This window comes from Arthrobacter sp. SlRoot2-15 (assembly GCF_059739345.1).
The window spans coordinates 2298045-2316950 of sequence record NZ_AP046058.1; the positions used below are offsets into that span (position 1 = coordinate 2298045).

At 68.2% G+C, this 18906-nt stretch carries 20 protein-coding genes; 8 read left to right on the forward strand and 12 right to left on the reverse strand.

Annotation, left to right across the window (positions count from 1 at the left end; all coding sequences use genetic code 11):
- Window positions 1–17: 17 nt before the first annotated feature.
- Both AC6I9V_RS10520 and AC6I9V_RS10525 read right to left on the reverse strand, forming a co-directional pair.
- Entirely contained in the window at window positions 18–689 is a 672-nt protein-coding gene (locus AC6I9V_RS10520; protein WP_497899391.1) for a DUF8548 family protein, read from the reverse strand.
- The gene (locus AC6I9V_RS10525) at window positions 686–1777 is read right to left on the reverse strand and encodes a type I restriction endonuclease (RefSeq protein ID WP_497899392.1); all 1092 of its coding nucleotides are present in this window, start codon (window positions 1775–1777) and stop codon (window positions 686–688) included. Before AC6I9V_RS10525 ends, AC6I9V_RS10520 begins: the two co-directional genes overlap by 4 nt.
- A 167-nt stretch (window positions 1778–1944) precedes the next feature.
- On the opposite strand from AC6I9V_RS10525, the gene AC6I9V_RS10530 reads away from it, so the two are divergent.
- Window positions 1945–2331, forward strand: coding sequence for an ArsR/SmtB family transcription factor (locus tag AC6I9V_RS10530; RefSeq protein ID WP_497899393.1), 387 nt, complete (start codon window positions 1945–1947; stop codon window positions 2329–2331).
- Between the two features lie 13 nt (window positions 2332–2344).
- The gene (locus AC6I9V_RS10535; protein WP_349413314.1) at window positions 2345–2842 is read left to right on the forward strand and encodes an SRPBCC family protein; all 498 of its coding nucleotides are present in this window, start codon (window positions 2345–2347) and stop codon (window positions 2840–2842) included.
- 69 nt (window positions 2843–2911) lie between these two features.
- On the opposite strand, the gene AC6I9V_RS10540 is transcribed toward AC6I9V_RS10535, so the two are convergent.
- Entirely contained in the window at window positions 2912–3445 is a 534-nt protein-coding gene (locus AC6I9V_RS10540) for a TspO/MBR family protein (protein ID WP_349413313.1), read from the reverse strand.
- Window positions 3446–3538: 93 nt separating this feature from the next.
- On the opposite strand from AC6I9V_RS10540, the gene AC6I9V_RS10545 reads away from it, so the two are divergent.
- The 3 genes from AC6I9V_RS10545 (at window position 3539) to AC6I9V_RS10555 (ending at window position 7076) form a co-directional block, all read left to right on the forward strand.
- Window positions 3539–4318, forward strand: coding sequence for an SDR family NAD(P)-dependent oxidoreductase (locus AC6I9V_RS10545; protein ID WP_497899394.1), 780 nt, complete (start codon window positions 3539–3541; stop codon window positions 4316–4318).
- Between the two features lie 182 nt (window positions 4319–4500).
- Window positions 4501–6189, forward strand: a complete 1689-nt coding sequence (locus AC6I9V_RS10550; protein WP_497899395.1) for a long-chain-fatty-acid--CoA ligase — start codon at window positions 4501–4503, stop codon at window positions 6187–6189.
- 2 nt (window positions 6190–6191) lie between these two features.
- The gene (locus tag AC6I9V_RS10555; RefSeq protein ID WP_497899396.1) at window positions 6192–7076 is read left to right on the forward strand and encodes an MBL fold metallo-hydrolase; all 885 of its coding nucleotides are present in this window, start codon (window positions 6192–6194) and stop codon (window positions 7074–7076) included.
- A 51-nt stretch (window positions 7077–7127) separates the two neighbouring features.
- On the opposite strand, the gene AC6I9V_RS10560 is transcribed toward AC6I9V_RS10555, so the two are convergent.
- The gene (locus AC6I9V_RS10560; protein WP_497899397.1) at window positions 7128–7334 is read right to left on the reverse strand and encodes a hypothetical protein; all 207 of its coding nucleotides are present in this window, start codon (window positions 7332–7334) and stop codon (window positions 7128–7130) included.
- 241 nt (window positions 7335–7575) lie between these two features.
- Here AC6I9V_RS10560 and AC6I9V_RS10565 point away from each other — a divergent pair, with 241 nt between their 5' ends.
- Window positions 7576–8178, forward strand: coding sequence for a DnaJ family domain-containing protein (locus AC6I9V_RS10565; RefSeq protein ID WP_497899398.1), 603 nt, complete (start codon window positions 7576–7578; stop codon window positions 8176–8178).
- Between the two features lie 48 nt (window positions 8179–8226).
- On the opposite strand, the gene arfB is transcribed toward AC6I9V_RS10565, so the two are convergent.
- The 5 genes from arfB to AC6I9V_RS10590 form a co-directional block, all read right to left on the reverse strand.
- Window positions 8227–8649 (reverse strand): alternative ribosome rescue aminoacyl-tRNA hydrolase ArfB, encoded by a 423-nt coding sequence (arfB, locus tag AC6I9V_RS10570; RefSeq protein ID WP_497899399.1) that lies wholly within the window; start codon window positions 8647–8649, stop codon window positions 8227–8229.
- Window positions 8650–8724: 75 nt separating this feature from the next.
- Window positions 8725–9375 (reverse strand): NADPH-dependent F420 reductase, encoded by a 651-nt coding sequence (locus tag AC6I9V_RS10575; protein WP_497899400.1) that lies wholly within the window; start codon window positions 9373–9375, stop codon window positions 8725–8727.
- 65 nt (window positions 9376–9440) lie between these two features.
- On the reverse strand, window positions 9441–9758 hold the full coding sequence (locus AC6I9V_RS10580; RefSeq protein ID WP_497899401.1) for a DUF6221 family protein: 318 nt from the start codon (window positions 9756–9758) through the stop codon (window positions 9441–9443).
- A 34-nt stretch (window positions 9759–9792) separates the two neighbouring features.
- Window positions 9793–11667 (reverse strand): Na+/H+ antiporter, encoded by a 1875-nt coding sequence (locus tag AC6I9V_RS10585; protein ID WP_497899402.1) that lies wholly within the window; start codon window positions 11665–11667, stop codon window positions 9793–9795.
- A gap of 64 nt (window positions 11668–11731) precedes the next feature.
- Window positions 11732–13087 carry an ammonium transporter gene (locus tag AC6I9V_RS10590; protein WP_497899403.1) on the reverse strand — a complete coding sequence of 452 codons (1356 nt, stop codon included), beginning with the start codon at window positions 13085–13087 and terminating at the stop codon, window positions 11732–11734.
- Window positions 13088–13384: 297 nt separating this feature from the next.
- Here AC6I9V_RS10590 and AC6I9V_RS10595 point away from each other — a divergent pair, with 297 nt between their 5' ends.
- Window positions 13385–14440 carry an LLM class flavin-dependent oxidoreductase gene (locus AC6I9V_RS10595; RefSeq protein ID WP_497899404.1) on the forward strand — a complete coding sequence of 352 codons (1056 nt, stop codon included), beginning with the start codon at window positions 13385–13387 and terminating at the stop codon, window positions 14438–14440.
- Between the two features lie 32 nt (window positions 14441–14472).
- Here the strand turns inward: AC6I9V_RS10595 and AC6I9V_RS10600 are convergent, their stop codons facing one another.
- The 3 genes from AC6I9V_RS10600 to AC6I9V_RS10610 all read right to left on the reverse strand — a co-directional run bounded on the left by AC6I9V_RS10600 (window position 14473) and on the right by AC6I9V_RS10610 (window position 17886).
- Window positions 14473–15897, reverse strand: coding sequence for a S8 family peptidase (locus tag AC6I9V_RS10600; RefSeq protein WP_497899405.1), 1425 nt, complete (start codon window positions 15895–15897; stop codon window positions 14473–14475).
- A gap of 152 nt (window positions 15898–16049) precedes the next feature.
- Entirely contained in the window at window positions 16050–17021 is a 972-nt protein-coding gene (locus tag AC6I9V_RS10605) for a CapA family protein (RefSeq protein WP_497899406.1), read from the reverse strand.
- 46 nt (window positions 17022–17067) lie between these two features.
- Window positions 17068–17886 carry an IclR family transcriptional regulator gene (locus AC6I9V_RS10610; RefSeq protein ID WP_497899407.1) on the reverse strand — a complete coding sequence of 273 codons (819 nt, stop codon included), beginning with the start codon at window positions 17884–17886 and terminating at the stop codon, window positions 17068–17070.
- 181 nt (window positions 17887–18067) lie between these two features.
- Between AC6I9V_RS10610 and AC6I9V_RS10615 the strand changes: the two genes are divergently transcribed.
- Window positions 18068–18871, forward strand: a complete 804-nt coding sequence (locus AC6I9V_RS10615; RefSeq protein ID WP_497900302.1) for a maleate cis-trans isomerase family protein — start codon at window positions 18068–18070, stop codon at window positions 18869–18871.
- The last annotated feature ends 35 nt before the right edge of the window (window positions 18872–18906 follow it).

Consider the following 18906-nt stretch of genomic DNA (forward strand, 5'->3'; position numbering starts at 1 on the left):
GCGCCCGCCTCTTTCTCCTAAGCCCGCCTACTTCCGCGCGCGATCGACGCTCTCGCCCAGCTCCAGATGGCATAGTCGAGATTGGTCTGTTCCACTCCGAGTACCTTGGCAGCACTCTTGAGCAGTTCACCGGCGCGTTCGGAACTGACGGGTCGCCCGATAGCGTGCGCTACGAAGCGGCCAATCCAGGTGTCTGCCTTCACACCGGGGTACCCAAGCAGCATCGTGAAGTACTCCCACGTCACAGGACCAAGACCCTTGACGTCCGTATAGATTGCCCGGTGCTGATCATTGTCAGGATCTAGGTCGGTGCGCTCTGCGATGCCGATCTCGGGACTCGTGAATCGCTTTGCGACTTCGACGATGGCCGCTGCTTTGGTCTTTCCTGCGTGGACTTTCTGGCGGTTAAGGATCTTTTCAAGTGCGATCGGGTCCTGCGCGGCTAGCCCAACCATTCCCTGAGTTCCAGTTTCTTCGGTGTAGTACTCATATCGGAGCACGGCCCCGCGGGCGCCGGTCCACGAATGGTCTTTGCGCTCCCTGCCATACCGAAAGCGGATCGACATGACCGCGTCCACCAAGGCTAGGTCCATTCGCTGGTATCCGCCGGGCCATTCCGCCCACGGCTCGGGGATGCTGTTGATGGCCGAGAGCAGTCTCTGGAGATCCTCCGAGCCGGTTGCGCTCACAGGTAGCTCCTGACACTCGCACGCAGGGCATCAGTGTGCTCGTAAATCTCTTCCAAAGAGCTGATCGGAACCCGGGTTTCTTCTTTGTCGCTGCCGAAGAGACCGATGTACTTCTGGGTCCGGTTGAAATGAAGCCGCGCGATCGGCTTGCGGTTGTTGTCGTCGAGAAGCACGGCGAAGTACGACTTCGCATCGCGTTGGGAGACGCGTGCAGGCTTGACCTCGCTGCACACGATTGCTCGGACGATCTGGTAGCCCTCGATTTCCTCGAGTGTTGTTTCGATCCCGTCAGCCGTTTCAAGATCGGCCTCGGCGACGGGGGCGCTGGTGACCGTCGCCGCAGCGGCGGCCTCGTCATTCTGCGGGAAGCCGGGCGCGCCGAGTGCTTTCTTCAAGCGCTCATTCACCTGGTCGTTGAGAAACTGCTTCGAGGCTTTGGCAACAAGTGCGGTGAACTGTTCCCGGACCTTCTGCGTGTAGGCGCCAGAGTAGACACGGCCGGTCAGGAATTTGATCCATTCGTCTTCCGGCTCCTTGAACTGAGCAGCCAGCGTCCGCTTGAGTTCACCGATGTACTTGAGTTCGCCGGCAGCGTTGATGATCGAATCGAGATCGAAGACATCTTTGGAGAGCTTCTGGAGTTCCGGGATGAGCGTCTCGTCGATGTCGTTGAGATCGAGAACGAGGAAAGGCTTCGCGTCCATGCGGTTCGGCGCGTCCAGATCGGTAAAGAACTGATAGATCTCGCCATTGGTCAGGATTGCAATACGCGCATTTGTCACGGCGAAGTAGCGGAACAGCTGCGAGGCGTGTTCGATCTTAACGGGTTCAGTGGACTTTTTGCACTCGATCAGGATCTGTACTTCGCCGTCCTTGACGATTGCGTAGTCAACTTTTTCGCCCTTCTTGAGGCCTACATCCGCGATGAATTCGGGGACGACTTCCATCGGATTGAAGACGTCATAGCCGAGGATTGTGGAGATGAAGGGCATAACGAACGCGTTCTTCGTTGCCTCTTCGGTCTGAATGACGCCCCGCTGCTGTCGCACCTTTGCCGCCAGCGCGGACAGTTTTTCTGCAAATTCCATGCGTCCCCCTTGAAAAATAATGATGTGCTTTCAATTTATCGCAGGCCACCGACAACGTTAGGCACCGAACCCTCGCGGCCCGCTGCGCGGCACGGACGCAGGGGGCGGTGCCCGAGCTGCCGCGAACCCATTGACACTCCCGCAGGTGTGGATTATTCTACAACCAAATGGTTGTAGATCAGTTGAGTGACGAAGCGGTGGACCGCCTGTTCCAGGCGTTTGCCGATTCAACCCGCCGGGACATCGTGCGCCGCGTGACGGTGGGGGAGTACTCAGTCTCCGGGCTCGCCGCGCTCTACGCCATGAGTTTTGCCGCCGTCCAGAAACATGTGGCGGTGCTTGAACGCGCTTCCCTGGTGACCAAGGAGAAGCGCGGAAGGAAGCAGATTGTGCGGGCCAACCACGACGGACTGCAGAAGGCCCGCCGGCTGCTCGATGAGTACGAAGTCATTTGGCGGCAACGGTCAGAGCGGATCGCGGACCTGCTCGCCGAAACGGATCCACCGAACGGCCCACCGGGCAGCAGCCGGGCGGAAGCCGGCGAAGAACGATAGGAAAGGGTTGGACATGACAGTCATCAGTTCAGTCAAGAACCTCGAGGCACTCAGCCTCAGTGTCGTGGCGGAGTTCGACGCCGGCGTCGAGCGCGTCTGGCAGATCTGGGAGGATCCGCGCCAGCTGGAGCGCTGGTGGGGCCCGCCCACGTGGCCGGCGACCTTTGAGAAGCACGACTTTGTCCCCGGCGGCGAGGCCAGCTATTACATGACCGGTCCCGGCGGGGAGAAAGCCCGCGGCTGGTGGCGCTTTGTGGCGCTGGAGGCCCCGCACCGCCTTGAGTTCGACGACGGCTTCTCGGACGACAGCGGCGAGCCGGTGGCCGAGATGGGCACGATCCACGGCGTCGTGACGCTGGAACCGATCGGTGACCGCACCCGGATGACGGTGCTGTCTACTTTCGAGACCGAGGACCAGATGGAGAAGATCGTCGCCATGGGCATGGAGGAGGGCATGAAGGGGGCGCTGGGCCAGGTGGACGCAATCCTCGCCGACTCCGTCCGCGCCTGACGTCCGCACTGGGACAAGCACTGCGGGAGGACGACGGCGGGTATCCCGCCGTCGTCCTCCCGCAGTGAGCTAGTTGTGCAGGGCCGCGTACAGGTTCAGGCTGGCCGAGAACACCAGCCACGAGACGTAGGGCAGCATCAGCAGGCCCGCCGTCGTGCTGATCGGTCCGAAGCGCAGCACGGCAGCGGCCGCCACTGCGGCGTGCGCTGCGATCACCAGCAGCGCGAGCCACAGGGCGGCGGTCCCCAGCATCGGGTACAGGCCGAAGAACATCAGCGGCCACGACAAATTCAGCAGCAGCAGGCCGGCATAGACAGTAAGGGCCTTCCGGCGCGGGAAGAGCTGCTGCCGCCAGACCAGCCACGCCGCCAGCGCCATCGCCGCGTAGAGTGCCAGCCAGGCCGAGCTGAACATCCAGCCGGGCGGGGTCCAGGGCGCCTTGTCTGCCGCCGCGTACCAGCCGCCGTTCATCCTGATCGGCAGGGAGCCCAGCAGCGATACCGCGAGGGACACCGCGAGAAAACCGATGAGGGCCGCCAGCCGGCGCGGGCGGGTGGCGGGGGCGGGGGTGCCCGGGGCGCTTAGTTCAACGTTCAAGAGCACTGACTCACTGTGGACAACCGCCCTCCCTCCCGTCAAACTACGACGGCGGGACCTTGCGCAGTCGTCACCATCCTCTACGTCTGGAAGGACATCATGGGCAACGAAGCTTCATGGCAGGAAACCATCACCCCGGGCCGTTTCGCCGGCAAGACCGTGATCGTCACGGGCGCCGGCTCGGGCATCGGCCTGGCCACCGCGCTCCGCGTCGCGAAGGAGGGCGGCAGGGTGGTCGCGGCGGACATCAGCAAGGAACGCCTGGATGACCTCGTGACCCAGAACGCGGGCCTGGATCTTGTGCCGGTGGCCGGGGACATCTCCACCGAGGAGACCGTCGCCGCCGTCGTGGCCGCCGCGGGCGGGCGCGTGGAGGCGCTCGCGAATGTCGCGGGCATCATGGACAACTTCGCCCCGGTCCACGAGGTGGACGACGCCGTCTGGGAGCGGGTCTTCCGGATCAACGTCACTGCCCTGATGCGCCTGACCCGCGCCGTCGTCCCGCTGATGCTCGAGGCAGGCACCGGTTCCGTGGTCAACGTGACGTCCGAGGCCGGGCTGCGGGGGTCCGCCGCCGGTGCTGCCTACACCGCGTCGAAGCACGCCGTCGTCGGCCTGACCAAGAACTCCACGGTGATGTACGGGCCGAAGGGCCTGCGCTTCAACGCGGTGGCGCCCGGGGCAACGATCACCAACATCGTGGCGGACTGGGGCTCCCAGCTGGCCGCCGAGCGGCTCGGCCCGCTGATGGGAGCCAACATCCCGACCCCGGCGACGGCGGCGCAGCTGGCGGCGTCGATCACTTTCCTGCTCAGCGACGACGGCACCAACGTCAACGGCGCCATCCTCGCGTCCGACGGCGGCTGGTCCGCGCTGTAGCGCAAGCCCATCCCGGACGCTCCCTCAGGTTTGGTGGTTTCTTGACGGACGCTCCCTCAGATCACCTGAGGGAGCGTTGGTAGATTTGCCGCCACACCTGAGGGAGGGTTTGTCGTTTGGCTCCCGGAGGTGAGGGAGGGTCCGAATTCGCACGCACGCGCAGTTCGCGAAATGATGTGGGCATGGAGCACACGGACCAGCAGCCCTGGGTGAAGAACTATCAGCCGGGCGTCCCGGCCGAGATCGAACTGCCGACGGAGTCGCTCGTCGCCATGTTGGAGCGGTCCGTGGCCGAGGCCGGAAGCGCGCCGGCCCTGGAGTTCTTCGGGCGCCGGACCAGTTACACGGAGCTCGGCGAGCAGGTGGACCGGGCTGCCGAAGGCCTGCGCCGGCTCGGGGTCCGGGCCGGCGACCGGGTGGCCTTGATCCTGCCCAACTGCCCGCAGCACGTCGTCGCCTTCTACGCGGTGCTGCGCCTGGGCGCCGTCGTGGTCGAGCACAACCCGCTGTACACCTCCCGCGAACTCCGCCACCAGTTCGAGGACCACCAGGCCCGGGTTGTGATCGCCTGGGACAAGGCCGCGGCGGCCATCCGCGAGTTCCCCTCCGACGTCGAGATCGACCACGTGGTCTCGGTCAACCTGCTGGAGGCCTTCCCCGCGGCCAAGCGGCTCGCCCTGTCCCTGCCGGTGGGGAAGCTGCGCGAGACCCGGGCTTCGCTGACGGCCCCCGCGCCGGGAACCATGCCCTGGAAGGAACTCCTCGGCCACGGCCGGATCGACCCCGCGCACCCCCGCCCCGCGGTGACCGACCTCGCCGCGATCCAGTACACCTCCGGCACCACCGGCCGGCCCAAGGGCGCCATGCTCACGCACTTCAACCTCTACGCCAACGCCCTGCAGGGCGAGGCCTGGATGGCCGGCGCCGAGTACCGCAAGGAAATTTTCTACGCGATCCTGCCGATGTTCCACGCCTTCGGCATGACGCTCTACCTGACCTACGGCATCCGAAAGCAGGGCCTGCTGGTCCTGTTCCCCAAGTTCGACCCGGACCTGGTGCTGGCCGCGATGAAGAAATCGCCCGCCACCGTCTACTGCGCGGTCCCGCCGATCTACGAGCGCACCGCCATGGCCGCCAAGGAAAAGGGTGTCTCGCTGCGGTCCTGCAAGTACTGCATCTCCGGCGCCATGAACCTGCCGGACCACGTGGTGGAGCTCTGGGAGTCCGTCTCCGGCGGCCTGCTCGTGGAGGGCTACGGCATGACCGAGTCCTCCCCGGTGGCGCTCGGCAACCCCTTCCACCCCACCCGCCGCACCGGCACCATCGGGGTGCCGTTCCCGTCCACCCTGATGAAAGTGGTCGACGTCGACGACGCCGCCGTGGAGGTCCCGCAGGGCCAGCCGGGCGAGCTGCTCATCAAGGGCCCGCAGGTCTTCCAGGGGTACTGGAACAACCCCGAGGAAACCGCGAAGACCCTCACCGCCGACGGCTGGCTGCGCACCGGCGACGTGGTGACGGTCGACGAAGACGGCTTCACCACCGTGGTGGACCGGGCCAAGGAACTCATCATCACCGGCGGCTTCAACGTCTCGCCCACCGAGGTGGAGTCCGTGCTGCGCCTGCACCCGGACGTCCGGGACGCCGCCGTCGTGGGCAAACCGCTGGAACGCGGCGGCGAGCTGGTGGTGGCCGCCGTCGAACTGGAACCCGGCACCGCACTGGACGAAGAGGCCCTGCGCGCCTACTGTCGTGAGCACCTCGTCGGCTACAAGGTCCCGCGCCGGATTGTCCCCGTCCCGGACCTGCCGCGTTCCATGCTGGGCAAGATCCTCCGGAAGCAGGTCCGTGAACAGATCCTGCAGGGCTTGTAGCGATGGGCGACGCCGCAGCGATCGACTTCACCTCCGGCGTACCCCGGCCGGGTGAGTTCACCGTGTCCTGGATCCACGGCTCGGAGTCCGCGAAGCACAACACGGATCCGGACATCCAGGTCCACGCCTATAACGAGCACAGCTTCGTGCTGCGCCAGAACATGGCGGTCAACTACGAGGCGCCCTTTATGTTCCTGCTGTTCGGCAACGCCCGCGCCGTGCTGATCGACACCGGGGCCACGGCCCCGGCGGAGTTCTTCCCGCTGCGCCGCGTCGTGGACGGGCTGGTGGAGGCGTGGCTGCCCGCCCACCCGCGGGAGGGCTACGGGCTGTTGGTGCTCCACACCCACCCGCACGGCGACCACATTGCGGGCGATGCCCAGTTTGCGGGCCGTCCCGACACGCTGGTGGTGGACGCGGAGCGGGGCAGCGCATGGGAGTTCTTCGGGTTCACCGACGACGACGACGGCGGCCCGCCGGCCCGGGTGAACCTGGGCGGGCGGGTGCTGGAATGCTGGCCGAGCCCCGGGCACCACAGCGCCGCCGTCACTTTCTACGACCGGTACACCGGGTTCCTGCTGACCGGAGACACCGTCTACCCCGGCCGGCTCTACATCCACGACTGGCCTGCCTTTGTCCGTACCGTCGACAAGCTGGTGCGCTTCTGCGCGGAAAGCCCGGTCAGCCATGTGCTGGGCTGCCACATTGAGATGGCGGGGGAGCCCGGCGTCGACTACCCGGTGTACACGACCTACCAGCCGGACGAGCCGCCGCTGCAGATGACCGTGGAGCAGCTGGGGGACCTCCGGCGGGCCATCGACGTGGTGGACGGACGCCCGGGACGGCACGTCTTTCCCGACTTCGTACTCTGCCTCGACGGGGACTGATTAGGCCCGCGGCATGTCCTTGCCGGGCCGGCTGGGCCGGCGGCGCAAGGACTAATGCGCCGCGATGCTCTCAGCCTCCTCGGGGCCGACGAAGCTGCAGGCCCCCGGGTGGCGCATCGGCAGCGTGCAGGTGCGGCCGGTGGGCAGGTGGACATTGGCGCACCGCCCGGTCACCGCCACGTCCTCCCGGACATGGGTGACGTGCACGCTGCTCAGGTCTTGGGGCGATGCCCCGCCGCCAGTGGTGACGGTGCTCACGGACGGATTGTGCTCTTGGCTGTTCACGGCTGAAACTCCTTGTGATCTGCGGTGCAGGAAGGGTTCTGTGCTAATCCGAAGTCACCAGCCTCGCACTGGCGGATTAACGCCGCGTTACCGGGGTGTTAGGTTCCCGTCTCATCGAGGCCGCACCTTTTGCCGCCGCACGGTCGTTGCGCATACTGGAAGGCAAACCCAGACACAGCTCCGGGATTCGCGCAGGCGGGAAGGACGGTGGCCCATGAGCGGCGGGGGAGGCTCGGCGTTCCGGCGCCGGGTGGAACGTGCGGCGGAGTTGCGCTCGATCCGGGCCAGCGGCAGCACGGTCGAGGATAATGACGAGCTCAGCGCGGCCGAGGAGCAACTCCGGCAGAAACGGGCCGCCGTGGACGACGCCGCCAAGGCCGAATACCTGGTCCGCGACGCCATGGCCCAGGGCAAGTTCGACAACTTGAAGTACGCCGGCAAGCCCATCCCGGGCCTCGGCGAGGTGTACGACCCCGACTGGTGGGTGAAGGGGCTGCTCCAGCGCGAGAACATCAAGGGACTGGGTCCGACGGCCATTCTGCTCCGCACCGAGGACGCCGCCCTCGATGCCCGACTTGATGAGCAGTTCTCCGAAAAGCAGGTGCGGGACATCCTTGCCGACTTCAACGCCCGCGTGATCGACGCCCGGCGCCAGCTCCAGGGCGGACCTCCGGTGGTCACGAGGACCCGCGACGTCGACGCCGAGCTTGAGCGGTGGCGCGAACGCCGGGCGGCCGGGACCGCCGCGGCTGCCGCGGCCGCGCCCGCACCGGAACCGAAGCAGTCCTGGTGGCGGCGGCCCTGGAGCCGCGGCTAGGCACACTACGGCTGGGTGCGTCGCGGCTGGGTGCGGCTTCGGCCGGGTTCATTCGGCAGGCGGCCGCCGTCGCTGCTGCTTCGTCGCTGCCCGCTGTTCCTTCGCCGCGAGGCGTCGGCGGTTCGAGGCACGGGTGGGCTTGGTGGCCCGGCGGCGGGCAGCGTCGGGAGCGAGGCCCGCTGCGACCAGGGCGGAGAGCTTGGCCCGGGCGATCTCGCGGTTGCGCAGCTGGGAGCGCCGCTCGGAGGCGGACACGGTGATGACGCCGTCGATGAGGCGGTGGCCCAGACGCGCGATGAGCCGCAGCCGCTGGCCGTCCGAGAGCACCGCGGACTCGGCCACATTCCAGGAGAGCTCGACCCGGCTGTCCGAGGTGTTGACGTGCTGACCGCCCGGCCCGGACGACCGGGAAAACCGCCAGCCGAGTTCTGACGCCGGGATCGTAAGCGCGGGTGACACCTCCAAGTCCATGCCACTAGCGTCGCACGTTATCCGTGGGGGTGTCCCGCCATTTGCTTGCAAGCGCCGCCGCCGCCGTGACGGCCCCTAGTGGGCGCGGACGGTGCGGGGTGCCTTGGCCAGGTTGTCCCGGAGTTCGGCGGCGTTTTGGCGGACCACGTACGCCGGGCGGTCCCGTTCCACACGCCAGCTCTCGGACAGCGGGCCGATGTTGACGGTGTCGAAACCGAATTCGTCGTAGAGCCGGGTCACGAGCTCGGCGGCCTCCGGAAAGTCGCTCGCGGTGGCCAGCGCACGGCGGTTCTCCGTGCCGGCGGGATTGCCGTCGGTGGCGATCTGGGTGGCCATGATGTGGTTGAACCCCTTGACCACCTTGGAGGCGGGAAGGTGCTCCTGCAGCAGTCCCGACGTCGTGGTCTCGCCGTTGTCCAGGGCCGGGAACCGTCCGTCGCGCTCCCAGTAGTAGTTGTTGGTGTCGATCACGATCTTGCCGGCGAGGGGCTCGGCCGGAATGTCCAAGATGCTCTTCAGCGGGACGGTAACGACGGCGAAATCGCCGGCCGCGGCGGTCTCCGCCGCGGTCGCTGCGCGGGCCTTGGGCCCGAGTTCAGCGACGAGGTTCGCGAGCGTTTCGGGCCCGCGGGAGTTGCTGATCACGACGTCGTAGCCGAGCTGGACCGCCTTGCGTGCGAGCTGGCTGCCAATGTGTCCTGCACCGATGATTCCGATTGTTGTCATATCCGGGCCAACGGCATCCCGGCCGGGGATATTTCACGCGCCGCCAATCCGAGCGCGGTTTCAGCTCAGGGGCGAAGCCAGTCCTGTTCGAAGTCCGGATGGTCGAAATAGGGCAGCGCCAGGGCCTGCAGCGAGCGCTCCATCCAGTCCAGCGACCGCGGCGCCCAGTGGGCCTCCTGGAGCGAATCGCTGACCATCGCCGTCAGCGCCGACTGCCGTGCCGCCTCGACGACGCCGATCAGCCGCCGCTTCGCCTCGCATTCGAGGAGCAGGCGCTGTTCGTACCATTCGCCGGACTTGGAGACGGTCCGGTCGCTGAGCAGGGTCCGGGCCGCGGCCTCGTCCTCGGAAATACGGTCGGACAGAAACTCGACAATGTCCACAAACCGAGGGTACGCGCGGCGGGCGGCCTTGGCATCACCCCAGCAAGTCGTCCTCATAGCACCAGCGCCAGTCTTCGCCCGGTTCGATGCTCCGCATGACCGGGTGGCCGGTGGCCTCGAAGTGTTTTGAGGCGTGGGTGCCGGGGGAGGAATCGCAGCAGCCCACGGTCCCGCACGCCAGGCACATCCGGAGGTGGACCGGCGTCGTGCCCTCCCGGCGGCAGTCCGCACAGAAGGGATCGCGCGGAACCTGCGGGTCCGGCGCGGCTTCGAGGTGTCCGCAGACCCCGCCGGGCTGCGCGATTCCTTCCCCGCCGCCGTCGCCAGGGGTGTCCAGCTCCTCCAGCGCGACGTCCAGCATGGATTCCTCCACGTCCAGCCGGTCGAGGACTTCGCTGAGCACCTCGTGGGCGTACTCGCCGCCGCGGCGCAACTCGAGCACCTTGGCCCGTTCCGCGTCCAGCATGGCGAGGCGCAGCTGGGCGTAGCGCTGGCTGGGGGTCGCGGCCTCCGCAGCCGGCCGGCCCAGCCGTTCCCAAGCCGCCAGGCCGCGCTCCTGGGTCCGCCGCTTCAGCATGGCCACGACCTCCGGGGGATCGTTGTCCGTGCGCAGTTCCTGCAGCCGCGCCACCCCGGCCGCGGTGGCCAGCTGCATCAGGGACGCCTGGTTAAGGGCGTCCTCGCGCTGGTCCGGGCCCTGCACCCGGAGCAGCCGGACCAGCGCCGGCAAGGTGAAGCCCTGCAGCGTCAGCGTCCCGCCGACTACCACCAGCGCGGCCAGGACCAGCACCGGCCGGTGTTCCAGGTCCGCCGGCAGCACCAGCACCGCCGCCAGCGTCACCACCCCGCGCATCCCCGCCCAGGACACAATCGCGGCGAACTGCCACGGCGGCGCCGGGTCCTTCCGGCGCACCGACGGGATCAGCCGGGGCAGGTACGTCGCCGGGAACACCCACACCGGCCGGAGCAGCAGCACCGCCAGCAGGATCACCGCGCAGCCGGCCCAGATCCGCCCGGCGCCCAGCGAGTCGTCCTGAACACCCTCGATGATGGTGCTGACCTGCAGGCCGATCAGCAGGAACACGGAGTTTTCCAGCAGGAACTGCACGGTGTTCCAGTTGCTGCGCTGGCTCAGCCGGGCAGCCCCGTTGGGCATCGACGGCGCCTTGGTGCCCATCACCAGCCCGGCGACGACGACGGCGAGGACCCCGGAGGCATGGATCGCCTCGGCGGGGAGGTAGGCGACGAACGGGGCCATCAACGACGTCGAGGTGTTGATGGCGACGTTCCGGATCCGCTTGCGGAGCTCGGTCAGGACGTAGGCGGCGGCCAGGCCCACCACCAGCCCGCCGCCGGCCGCGAGCAGGAAACCGCCGGCGATCCCGGCCGCGGACACGGTCCCGGCAATCGCCGCGATGGCGGCGCGCAGGCAGACCAGCGCGGTGGCGTCGTTGACCAGGGATTCGCCCTCGAGGATGGTGACGATCCGGCGGGGCATGCCCACCTTCCGGGCGATGGAGGTCGCGGCCACGGCGTCCGGCGGCGCCACCACGGCACCCAGGGCGATCGCAGCTGCCAGCGGAATTTCCGGGAACAGCCACCAGACCACCAAGCCCACGGCGAGGGTTCCGAAAATGACATAACCCACCGAGAGCAGCCCGATGGCCCGGCGGTTGGAGCCGAAGTCGAAGAGCGAGGTCCGCAGCGCCGCGGCGTAGAGCAGAGGCGGCAACAGCCCGATCAGGACCAGCTCCGGGTTCAGCTCGATCGGCGGGACAAAGGGGAGGAAGGAACCCGCGACGCCGGCCAGCACCAGCAGCAGGGGGACGGAGACGTTGAGCTTGCGGCCCAGTGCGCTGCCGGCACAGACAACGGCCACGAGCACCAGGAGTCCGAGAGCGAGTTCCATCAGGCCATTCTGTCAGGCGGGTCTTTCGGCGGATGCCGATCGGCTCCCGGCCGGCCCCGCGGTGTTACGCAAAGCTGTCTTCCCGCAGGCGCTGCTCCTGGCCGTGCCGGGCAGCGGCAGCAGCAGTGGCCGCCGCGTGGGCGTTCACGTGGTGGGCCTGGAGGTGGTGGCCGAACGGGTTGAAGCGGCTGTGTGCCAGTCCGTCGAATTCGTAAGCGGTCTCGGCGTGCTCCGAGCGGTCGACGCCGGCCACCTCGTCCTCGTGGCTGACGCGGAAGCCGATGCTCTTGTGCAGCGCGAGCCCGATGACCGCCGTGCCCAGCCCGGACAGCGTGACCGTGATTAGCACGGCCACGGTCTGCGCAACCAGCTGGTGCAGGCCGCCGCCGTAGAAGAGCCCGCCGCCCTGGCCGTCCACCGGGAGGGCGATGAAGCCGAGCGCCAGCGTCCCGATGAGCCCGCCGCCTAGGTGCACGCCGACGACGTCGAGCGAGTCGTCGAAGCCGAACTTGTATTTCAGGTCTACGAAGACGCAGCAGGCGGCGCCGGCCACCAGGCCCAGGCCGATAGCGGCGAGCGGGCTGACGTTGGCGCAAGAGGGCGTGATCGCGACCAGGCCGGCCACCACGCCGGACGCGGCGCCGAGCGAGGTGGGGTGGCCGTGGCGGACCTTTTCGGCCACCAGCCAGCTGAGCATGGCTGCGGCAGGGGCCGCGAGGGTGTTGACCCAGATCAGGCCGGCCTGTTCCGCCGTCGTCGCCGCACCGGCGTTGAAGCCGAACCAGCCGAACCAGAGGATGCCGGCGCCGAGCATGATGAAAGGGATGTTGTGCGGCCGGTGGGCCGGGTCCTTGCCGAAGCCGTGGCGGTTGCCCAGGATCATGACCAGCACCAGGGCGGCGGTGCCGGAGCTGATTTCGACCACGGTGCCGCCGGCGAAGTCGATCACCTGGCCGAAAACGGAGCTGACCGCCCCGCCGGCGCTCATCAGGCCGCCGCCCCAGACCATAAAGGCCAGCGGGCAGTACACCAGGGTGATCCAGACCGGAACGAAGAGCGCCCAGGCGGTGAACTTGGCGCGGTCGGCGATGGCGCCGCTGATCAGGGCGACGGTGATGATGGCGAAGGTTGCGCTGAAGCCGGCCTTGAGGAGCTCGGGGGAGCCCATCAGCCCGGCCAGGCCGAAGCTGGCGAACGGGTCCCCGAAGATGCCCAGGACGCCCTTGCCGCCAGTCATGGAGTAGCCCCAGAGCACCCAGACCACGCCCACGATGCCGGCCGAGACGAAGCTCATCATGATCATGTTCAGGGAGGCCTTGGCCCGGGTCATGCCGCCGTAAAAGAGGCCCAGCGCCGGGGTCATGAGCAGCGCGAGGGCCGCCGAGACCATGATCCAGATGTTTCCCGCAGTGAGTTCCACCTGCGTGTCCCTTCTCAACAAATCGCCATACCGGGACACCTCGCCGCCGGCCCCCAACCGGGTTTAATCCTCGCGGGCCGGTGTTTCAGGCAGTCGGGAACTACGTTGCAGGGAAGTTACAGGAATCGGTGTTGTGTGAAGACGGCGTCACGGCCATGTTTCGGGCATGTTAACGACGGCTCTCCTGCGCCGTTTCGACGGTTCCCTGCCCGCTCGACGTTTCCAAGCGTCGAGCGGGCAGGGAACCGTCGAAGCGGGCCCCGGAATGAAACTCGATACTTGAATGTTCAATAAAACATGGACTTTGGCATCTTTACCTTTGGCGAGCTTTCCCGCAACATCAGCACGGGCAGTGCCCCGTCGCCGCAGCAGCGTTTGAAGGAGATCATCGAGCTGGCGAAGCTGGCCGACCAGGCCGGCCTGGGACTCCTCGGCCTCGGGGAACACCACCGCCACGACTTTGCGCTCTCGGCGCCGGAAATCGTGCTCGCGGCGATCGCCCGGGAAACCACGAACCTGCGGCTTGGCACCGCCGTCTCGGTGCTCTCCACCCAGGACCCGGTGCGCCTCTTCGAGCAGTTTTCAACCCTGGACCTGATCTCCGACGGCCGCGCCGAGATCATCGTGGGCCGGGGCGCCTTTGTGGAGTCCTACCCGCTGTTCGGGCACAGGCTGGAGGACTACGACGACCTCTTCGACGAGAAGCTGCGGATGCTGCTGGAACTGCGGGACAACGCCGTCGTTGACTGGCAGGGGCGCCTGACGCAGAACCTGGCCGGAATGGACGTGGCGCCGAGGCCGGTGCAGGACAAACTGCCCGTCTGGGTGGGTGTGGGCGGGACGCCGGCGAGCTTTGCCCGTGCCGGACGACTCGGCCTGCCGCTGTTCGTTGCGCTGCTGTCCGGTCCCGCCCGGTTCCGCCGGCTCGTGGAGCTCTACCGGCAGAGCGCGGCCGACGCCGGCCACGATGCCGCCGGGCTTCAGGTGGGCGCGGGCGGCCACTTCTACGTCGCGCGCACGTCGCAGCAGGCCCGCGACACCTTCTACCCGCACTACCGCGCCTACTTCGAGCAGAACATGCCGCGCCCGGTGGACCACTTCCCGCGCGCCACCTTTGACGAGTGGACCGAGCCCGGCGGCGGCCTCCTGGTGGGAAGCCCGCAGCAGGTCATCGAGAAGCTGCTGGAAATCCATGCCACCCTCGGCAACAGCCGCTACCTGGCCCAGATCGGACTCTCCAGCCTCCCCTTTGCCGAGACCGCGCGCTCAATCGAGCTGCTGGCCACCGAGATCATGCCCGCGGTGAACCGCGAGATCGGCACCGCCGGCGCGGGCACTTCAGGGCGCCGCTGAGGAGCCATCCGATCCCCGAAAGACCCCTGGCCCTAGAACCGGATGATCTGGGTCAGGTAGCCGTAGTACTTCGGTCCCGCCGGGCGCAGCGGGTCGCCGGCGAACCCGAAGTCGTGGTGCCGCTTGTTGTACGACTCGGCGAGGTCGAGGAACTGCTCACTGATGTCGGCGCCCGACCCTCGGCAGGCCTTCTGCTTGATGCACTGGGCCATCGCACCGGCCACCGCTGGGCTGGCGAAGCTGGTGCCGTGGTTGACGCCGTAGCCGCCCGGGGCCGTGGACAAGATGCACACGCCCGGCGCCGCGACGGTGTGCCGCTGGTCCTTGATGTTGACCGCGTAGTTCGAGAAGAACGCCGGCTGGTCGTCCCGCTGGCCGATCGCGCTCCAGTCGTCCCGGCCACAGATGCTGGGGGCGAGCCCGTCAGGGCGCCCGTCGAAGTCGGCCATGGCCGTGGCCGTGACGACCTCGTGGTAGGCCGCGGGGATTGTTCCGGCGACGTCGGAGGCGGCGTTTCCGGCCGCGACCGCGTACGCCACCCCGGCCCGGACCGAGCGGCAGATCGCGTAGTGGATGGGGTCTGTTCCCTTGCCGCAGTTGGGCGTGTTGGAACCGGGGCCGGCGATGCTGATGTTGGCGACGTCGATGTCGTTGTTCCGGTCCTTGTCCCGGCGGGTCGAGGTCACCCAGTCAATGGCGCAGATCAGGCTGGCCTCGGTGATGGATCCTTGGTCGGACACCACCCGGACAGACCAGAGCGGGGTTCCCGGCGCCGTACCGATGATGCCGGCGCCGTTGTTGCGGGCCCCGATGACGCCTGCCACAGCCGTCCCGTGGCCCATCACGTCAACGGGCGTCACTTTGACCGGCTCGCCGCTGGTGCAGTCCACTCCGCCGCGCACATTGAGGTCCGGGTGGCTGCCGTCGATGCCGCTGTCGATGACCGCCACATTGACGCCGGAACCGCCGTCGTCCTTGCTGGCCCGCTGGTTGGCGCCTTCCCTGGCGTCTTCCAGGCTGCCGCCGATCCGCAGCCACCAGAACGGCGCCACCTCGGTGTTGGGCGCCTTGGGCTCCAGCGGCTTGTCGAAGTGCCGGCCGAGGGTGACGAAGTCGACGCTCGGGTCGGCGGCGAGGCTGCCGGCCTGGGCCGCCGTCATGGTGCCGGAGTACCCGCTTACCGCGTCCCGGTAGACCTTTGAGGCCGTGAAACCGAACTTCCCCTGGTGGGCGGCGGCCACGGCCCCCGGGTCTCCGGCGGTGTCCTTGAGCACCACGATGTAGCTCTGGGCCGAGGCGGCGGCCGCGGGTGCGGCGGCGGCGACCCCGCCTCCGGAGGCCAGCGCGAGGGCGGCCGCGCCGGCCAGGAAGCGGCGCGGCCGTGCGGCGTCCGGCGGGGGAGAGGCGGCGCCGGGCCGGAGGCGGTGCCAGCCCGTAGCCACGAATGTTTTCTGCATGCGCGGGAAGATTTTGCGGACAGTGGTGAACATCGTGGCCTCCAGTAAGCGTTGTCGCTTTCGAGTGCCCCCCGTCCCTCATGGTAGGCCTGCGGCGCGGAAAAATCAGGGGGTAAATGGTTGCCGCGGCACGGTGACGGACCGGCGGGCGGTTACGCCAGCGGCATTTCCAGGCAGCCGCCGGCCTCATCCCAGCTGCTCGCGGCGCCCAGGTCCGCGCACAGCTGCTGCATCCGGCCGGCGATATCCGGGGCACTGTGGCCCGCCAGTCGGGCCTGAAAGTCTGCGATGACCGTGGGAACCATCCGGAGCCGCCGCGGCGTCCCGCCGTCGGTCTCCAGCAGGAAGACAAAGGACCGGTCGTTGCGTTCCTCCGGGTCCACGGCGTAGTCATCGACGAAGTCCCCCGCGCCGTAAATAACCGGCCGGCCCCGGTACACCTCGACGCCGCGGACGACATGCGGCGAATGCCCAAAGACGACGCCGGCACCCGCGTCGACCAGCCGCCGCGCCAGGGCCCGGTGGGCGGCCGGGGCCTCGGAGCCCCAGTTCCCGCCCCAGTGCGCCGAGACGATGAGGAGCTGGACGCGTGATGCGGTCCGCCGGACCAGCTCCAGGAGCTCCTCGACGCGCTCCCCGGTGGCCTCCGCCGGAACGTAGTAAACGCCGGGGGAGCCGGGCGCCGCCTCCCAGTCCGGCTGGTTGTCCGTGAACGCCACGAATCCGACGGCGTCGGACCCCACCCTGCGCACCGCGGGCCGCCGGGCCGAGTCCCGGTCCGGGCCGGCCCCGGAGTGGAGGATCCCGTGCCGATCCAGCACCGGCAGCATCTCCCGCAGCGCATCCGGCCCGTAGTCGAGGACGTGGTTGTTGGCCAGGGAGACGACGTCGATCTGCGCGGCGACGAGGCTGCGCACGTTTTTGGCATCGGAGCGGAAGGTAAAGACCTTGCCCGGTTCCGGGACGCCGCCGTCGGCCAGCACACACTCGAGGTTGGCGATCCTCAGGTCCGCCTGCCGGAAGACGGGCAGGGTGTCACCCCAGGGGTACGCCGGGCCGGCGGTCTTCAGCCGCTCGTTCACCAGCCGGCCGAGCATTACGTCGCCGACGAACGCGATCTGCATGGCACCAGCATGGACCGCCCTTCAGGGGGAGGGGAAGCTACGGCGGTCAGCGTGCGGCGACCCCGCGCGACCGGCCGGCCTTGGGCGGGGCCGCGGCGGTGTGCTGCCCCAGAGCAACTGAGGCGGCCCTGGCCGCCTCCGACACTGCCGGACCCAGGCGTCCGACGTCGGCAATGGTCACCCGTTGCGTGGGGAAGCCCAGTCCGAGGACCCCGGCGAGCTCGCCGGTGTGATCAAAGACCGGCGCGCTGATCGAGCCCACGTCGCTGTTCCGCTCACCGAACGCCGCGAAGAACCCCTGACCGCGCGCCTGCTCGACCTGCTCGTCCAGCACGTCCCAGCTGGCGGGGGTGTTCGGCGTGAAGCGCGTCAGCTCCATACCGGCGAGCGCCTCCCGCGCTCCGGGGTCAAATGCGAGGAAGATCTTGCCCGGCGCCCCGGCGTGGATCGGCATCACCTGCCCCACCCGGAACGGGCGCATCACCACGTGGCGGGTCTCCGCGACGGCGACGACGGTGCGAAAGGCTCCGTCCCGGATATAGAGGCAGGCTGTTTCCCCGGTGTCGTCACGCAACTGCTGCAGGATCGGACGCACGATGCGGACGATGTCCAGCCCGAAGGTGCCAGGGCTGGCCCATTGGACCAGGCGCAGGCCGATCCGGTAACGGTCGCCGTCGCGGTCCAGGAAGCCCTCGCGGACCATGTTCTGCACGAGCCGTTGGCAGGTGCTGGTGGGCAGGCCGGTCTGGCGCGCGATCTGCGCCAGGGTCGGGTCCGGCTCCTCGAGTGAAAAGCAGTTAAGGATTTCCGTCACCTTGCCCAGCACGAGCAGCGGGGTCGATCCGGTGCCCTGTTCTCTTGCCAACGCGCGGGTTTCCTTTGTTCGGGGCGGACCCTGCCGTGCTAGGTGCGCTTGGGCGAAAGGGTCCTTTGAGGGTATTGACATCAGACTAACATTTCCCGCAGGATGGGTCACGGCCTCACAATGTGGGATTTGATACGTTCGGACAACGACTTGGAGACAGACTGTGAGCACACCGCGGGGCGTGGAGCAATCAAGTACGGCGCGACCGGCCGCCGGCCCAACCAGGATCGGGCTGATCGTTCCCAGCTCGAACAGCACGATGGAAACAGAGCTTCCGGAACTCTTCCGCCGGCAGAGCGAAGCGACAGGCCACCGGTACACCTTCCACTCGGCCCGGGCGGCCCTGAAGAACGTGACGGCGGCCGAGCTCGCCGCCATGGTGGCCAAGGCGGCGGACTGCGCCACGTCCGTCTCCGACGCCGACGTCGACGTCATCGCCTATGCCTGCCTGGTCGCGGTGATGGCCCAGGGCCCGGGGGCCCACGCCGGCTCCGAGGAGATCATTGCGCAGGCCGCCGAGGCCAACGGCCATCCGGCGGCGGTCACCAGCAGCGCCGGCGCCCTGGTGCGCACCCTGCAGCACCTGGGCGCGCGCCGGGTGGCAATGGTCACGCCCTACCTGCCTGAGCTGACCAAAACCGTCAGCGACTACATCGAGGGCGCGGGCATCACCGTGCAGGACGTGATCGGCCTCTCGGTGGCCGACAACCTTGAAGTGGGCCGGCTCGATCCGCTTGCCCTGCCGGGCATCGCGGACCGGCTCAACACGGAGGGCGTGGACGCCGTCGTCCTGTCCGCCTGCGTTCAGATGCCGTCGCTGGCCGCCGTGCAGACCGTCGAGGACGCACTCGGCGTGCCGGTCATCACGGCAGCGACAGCCACCACCTTCGAGATCCTCAACGCACTCGGACACACGCCGGCGATGCACGGCGCCGGACGCCTGCTGGCCGGCGGCGTGCGCACCGGTGCCCCGGTTCCTGCCTGACCTTCCACCGCGCCACCACGGCGCCATCCATAAGG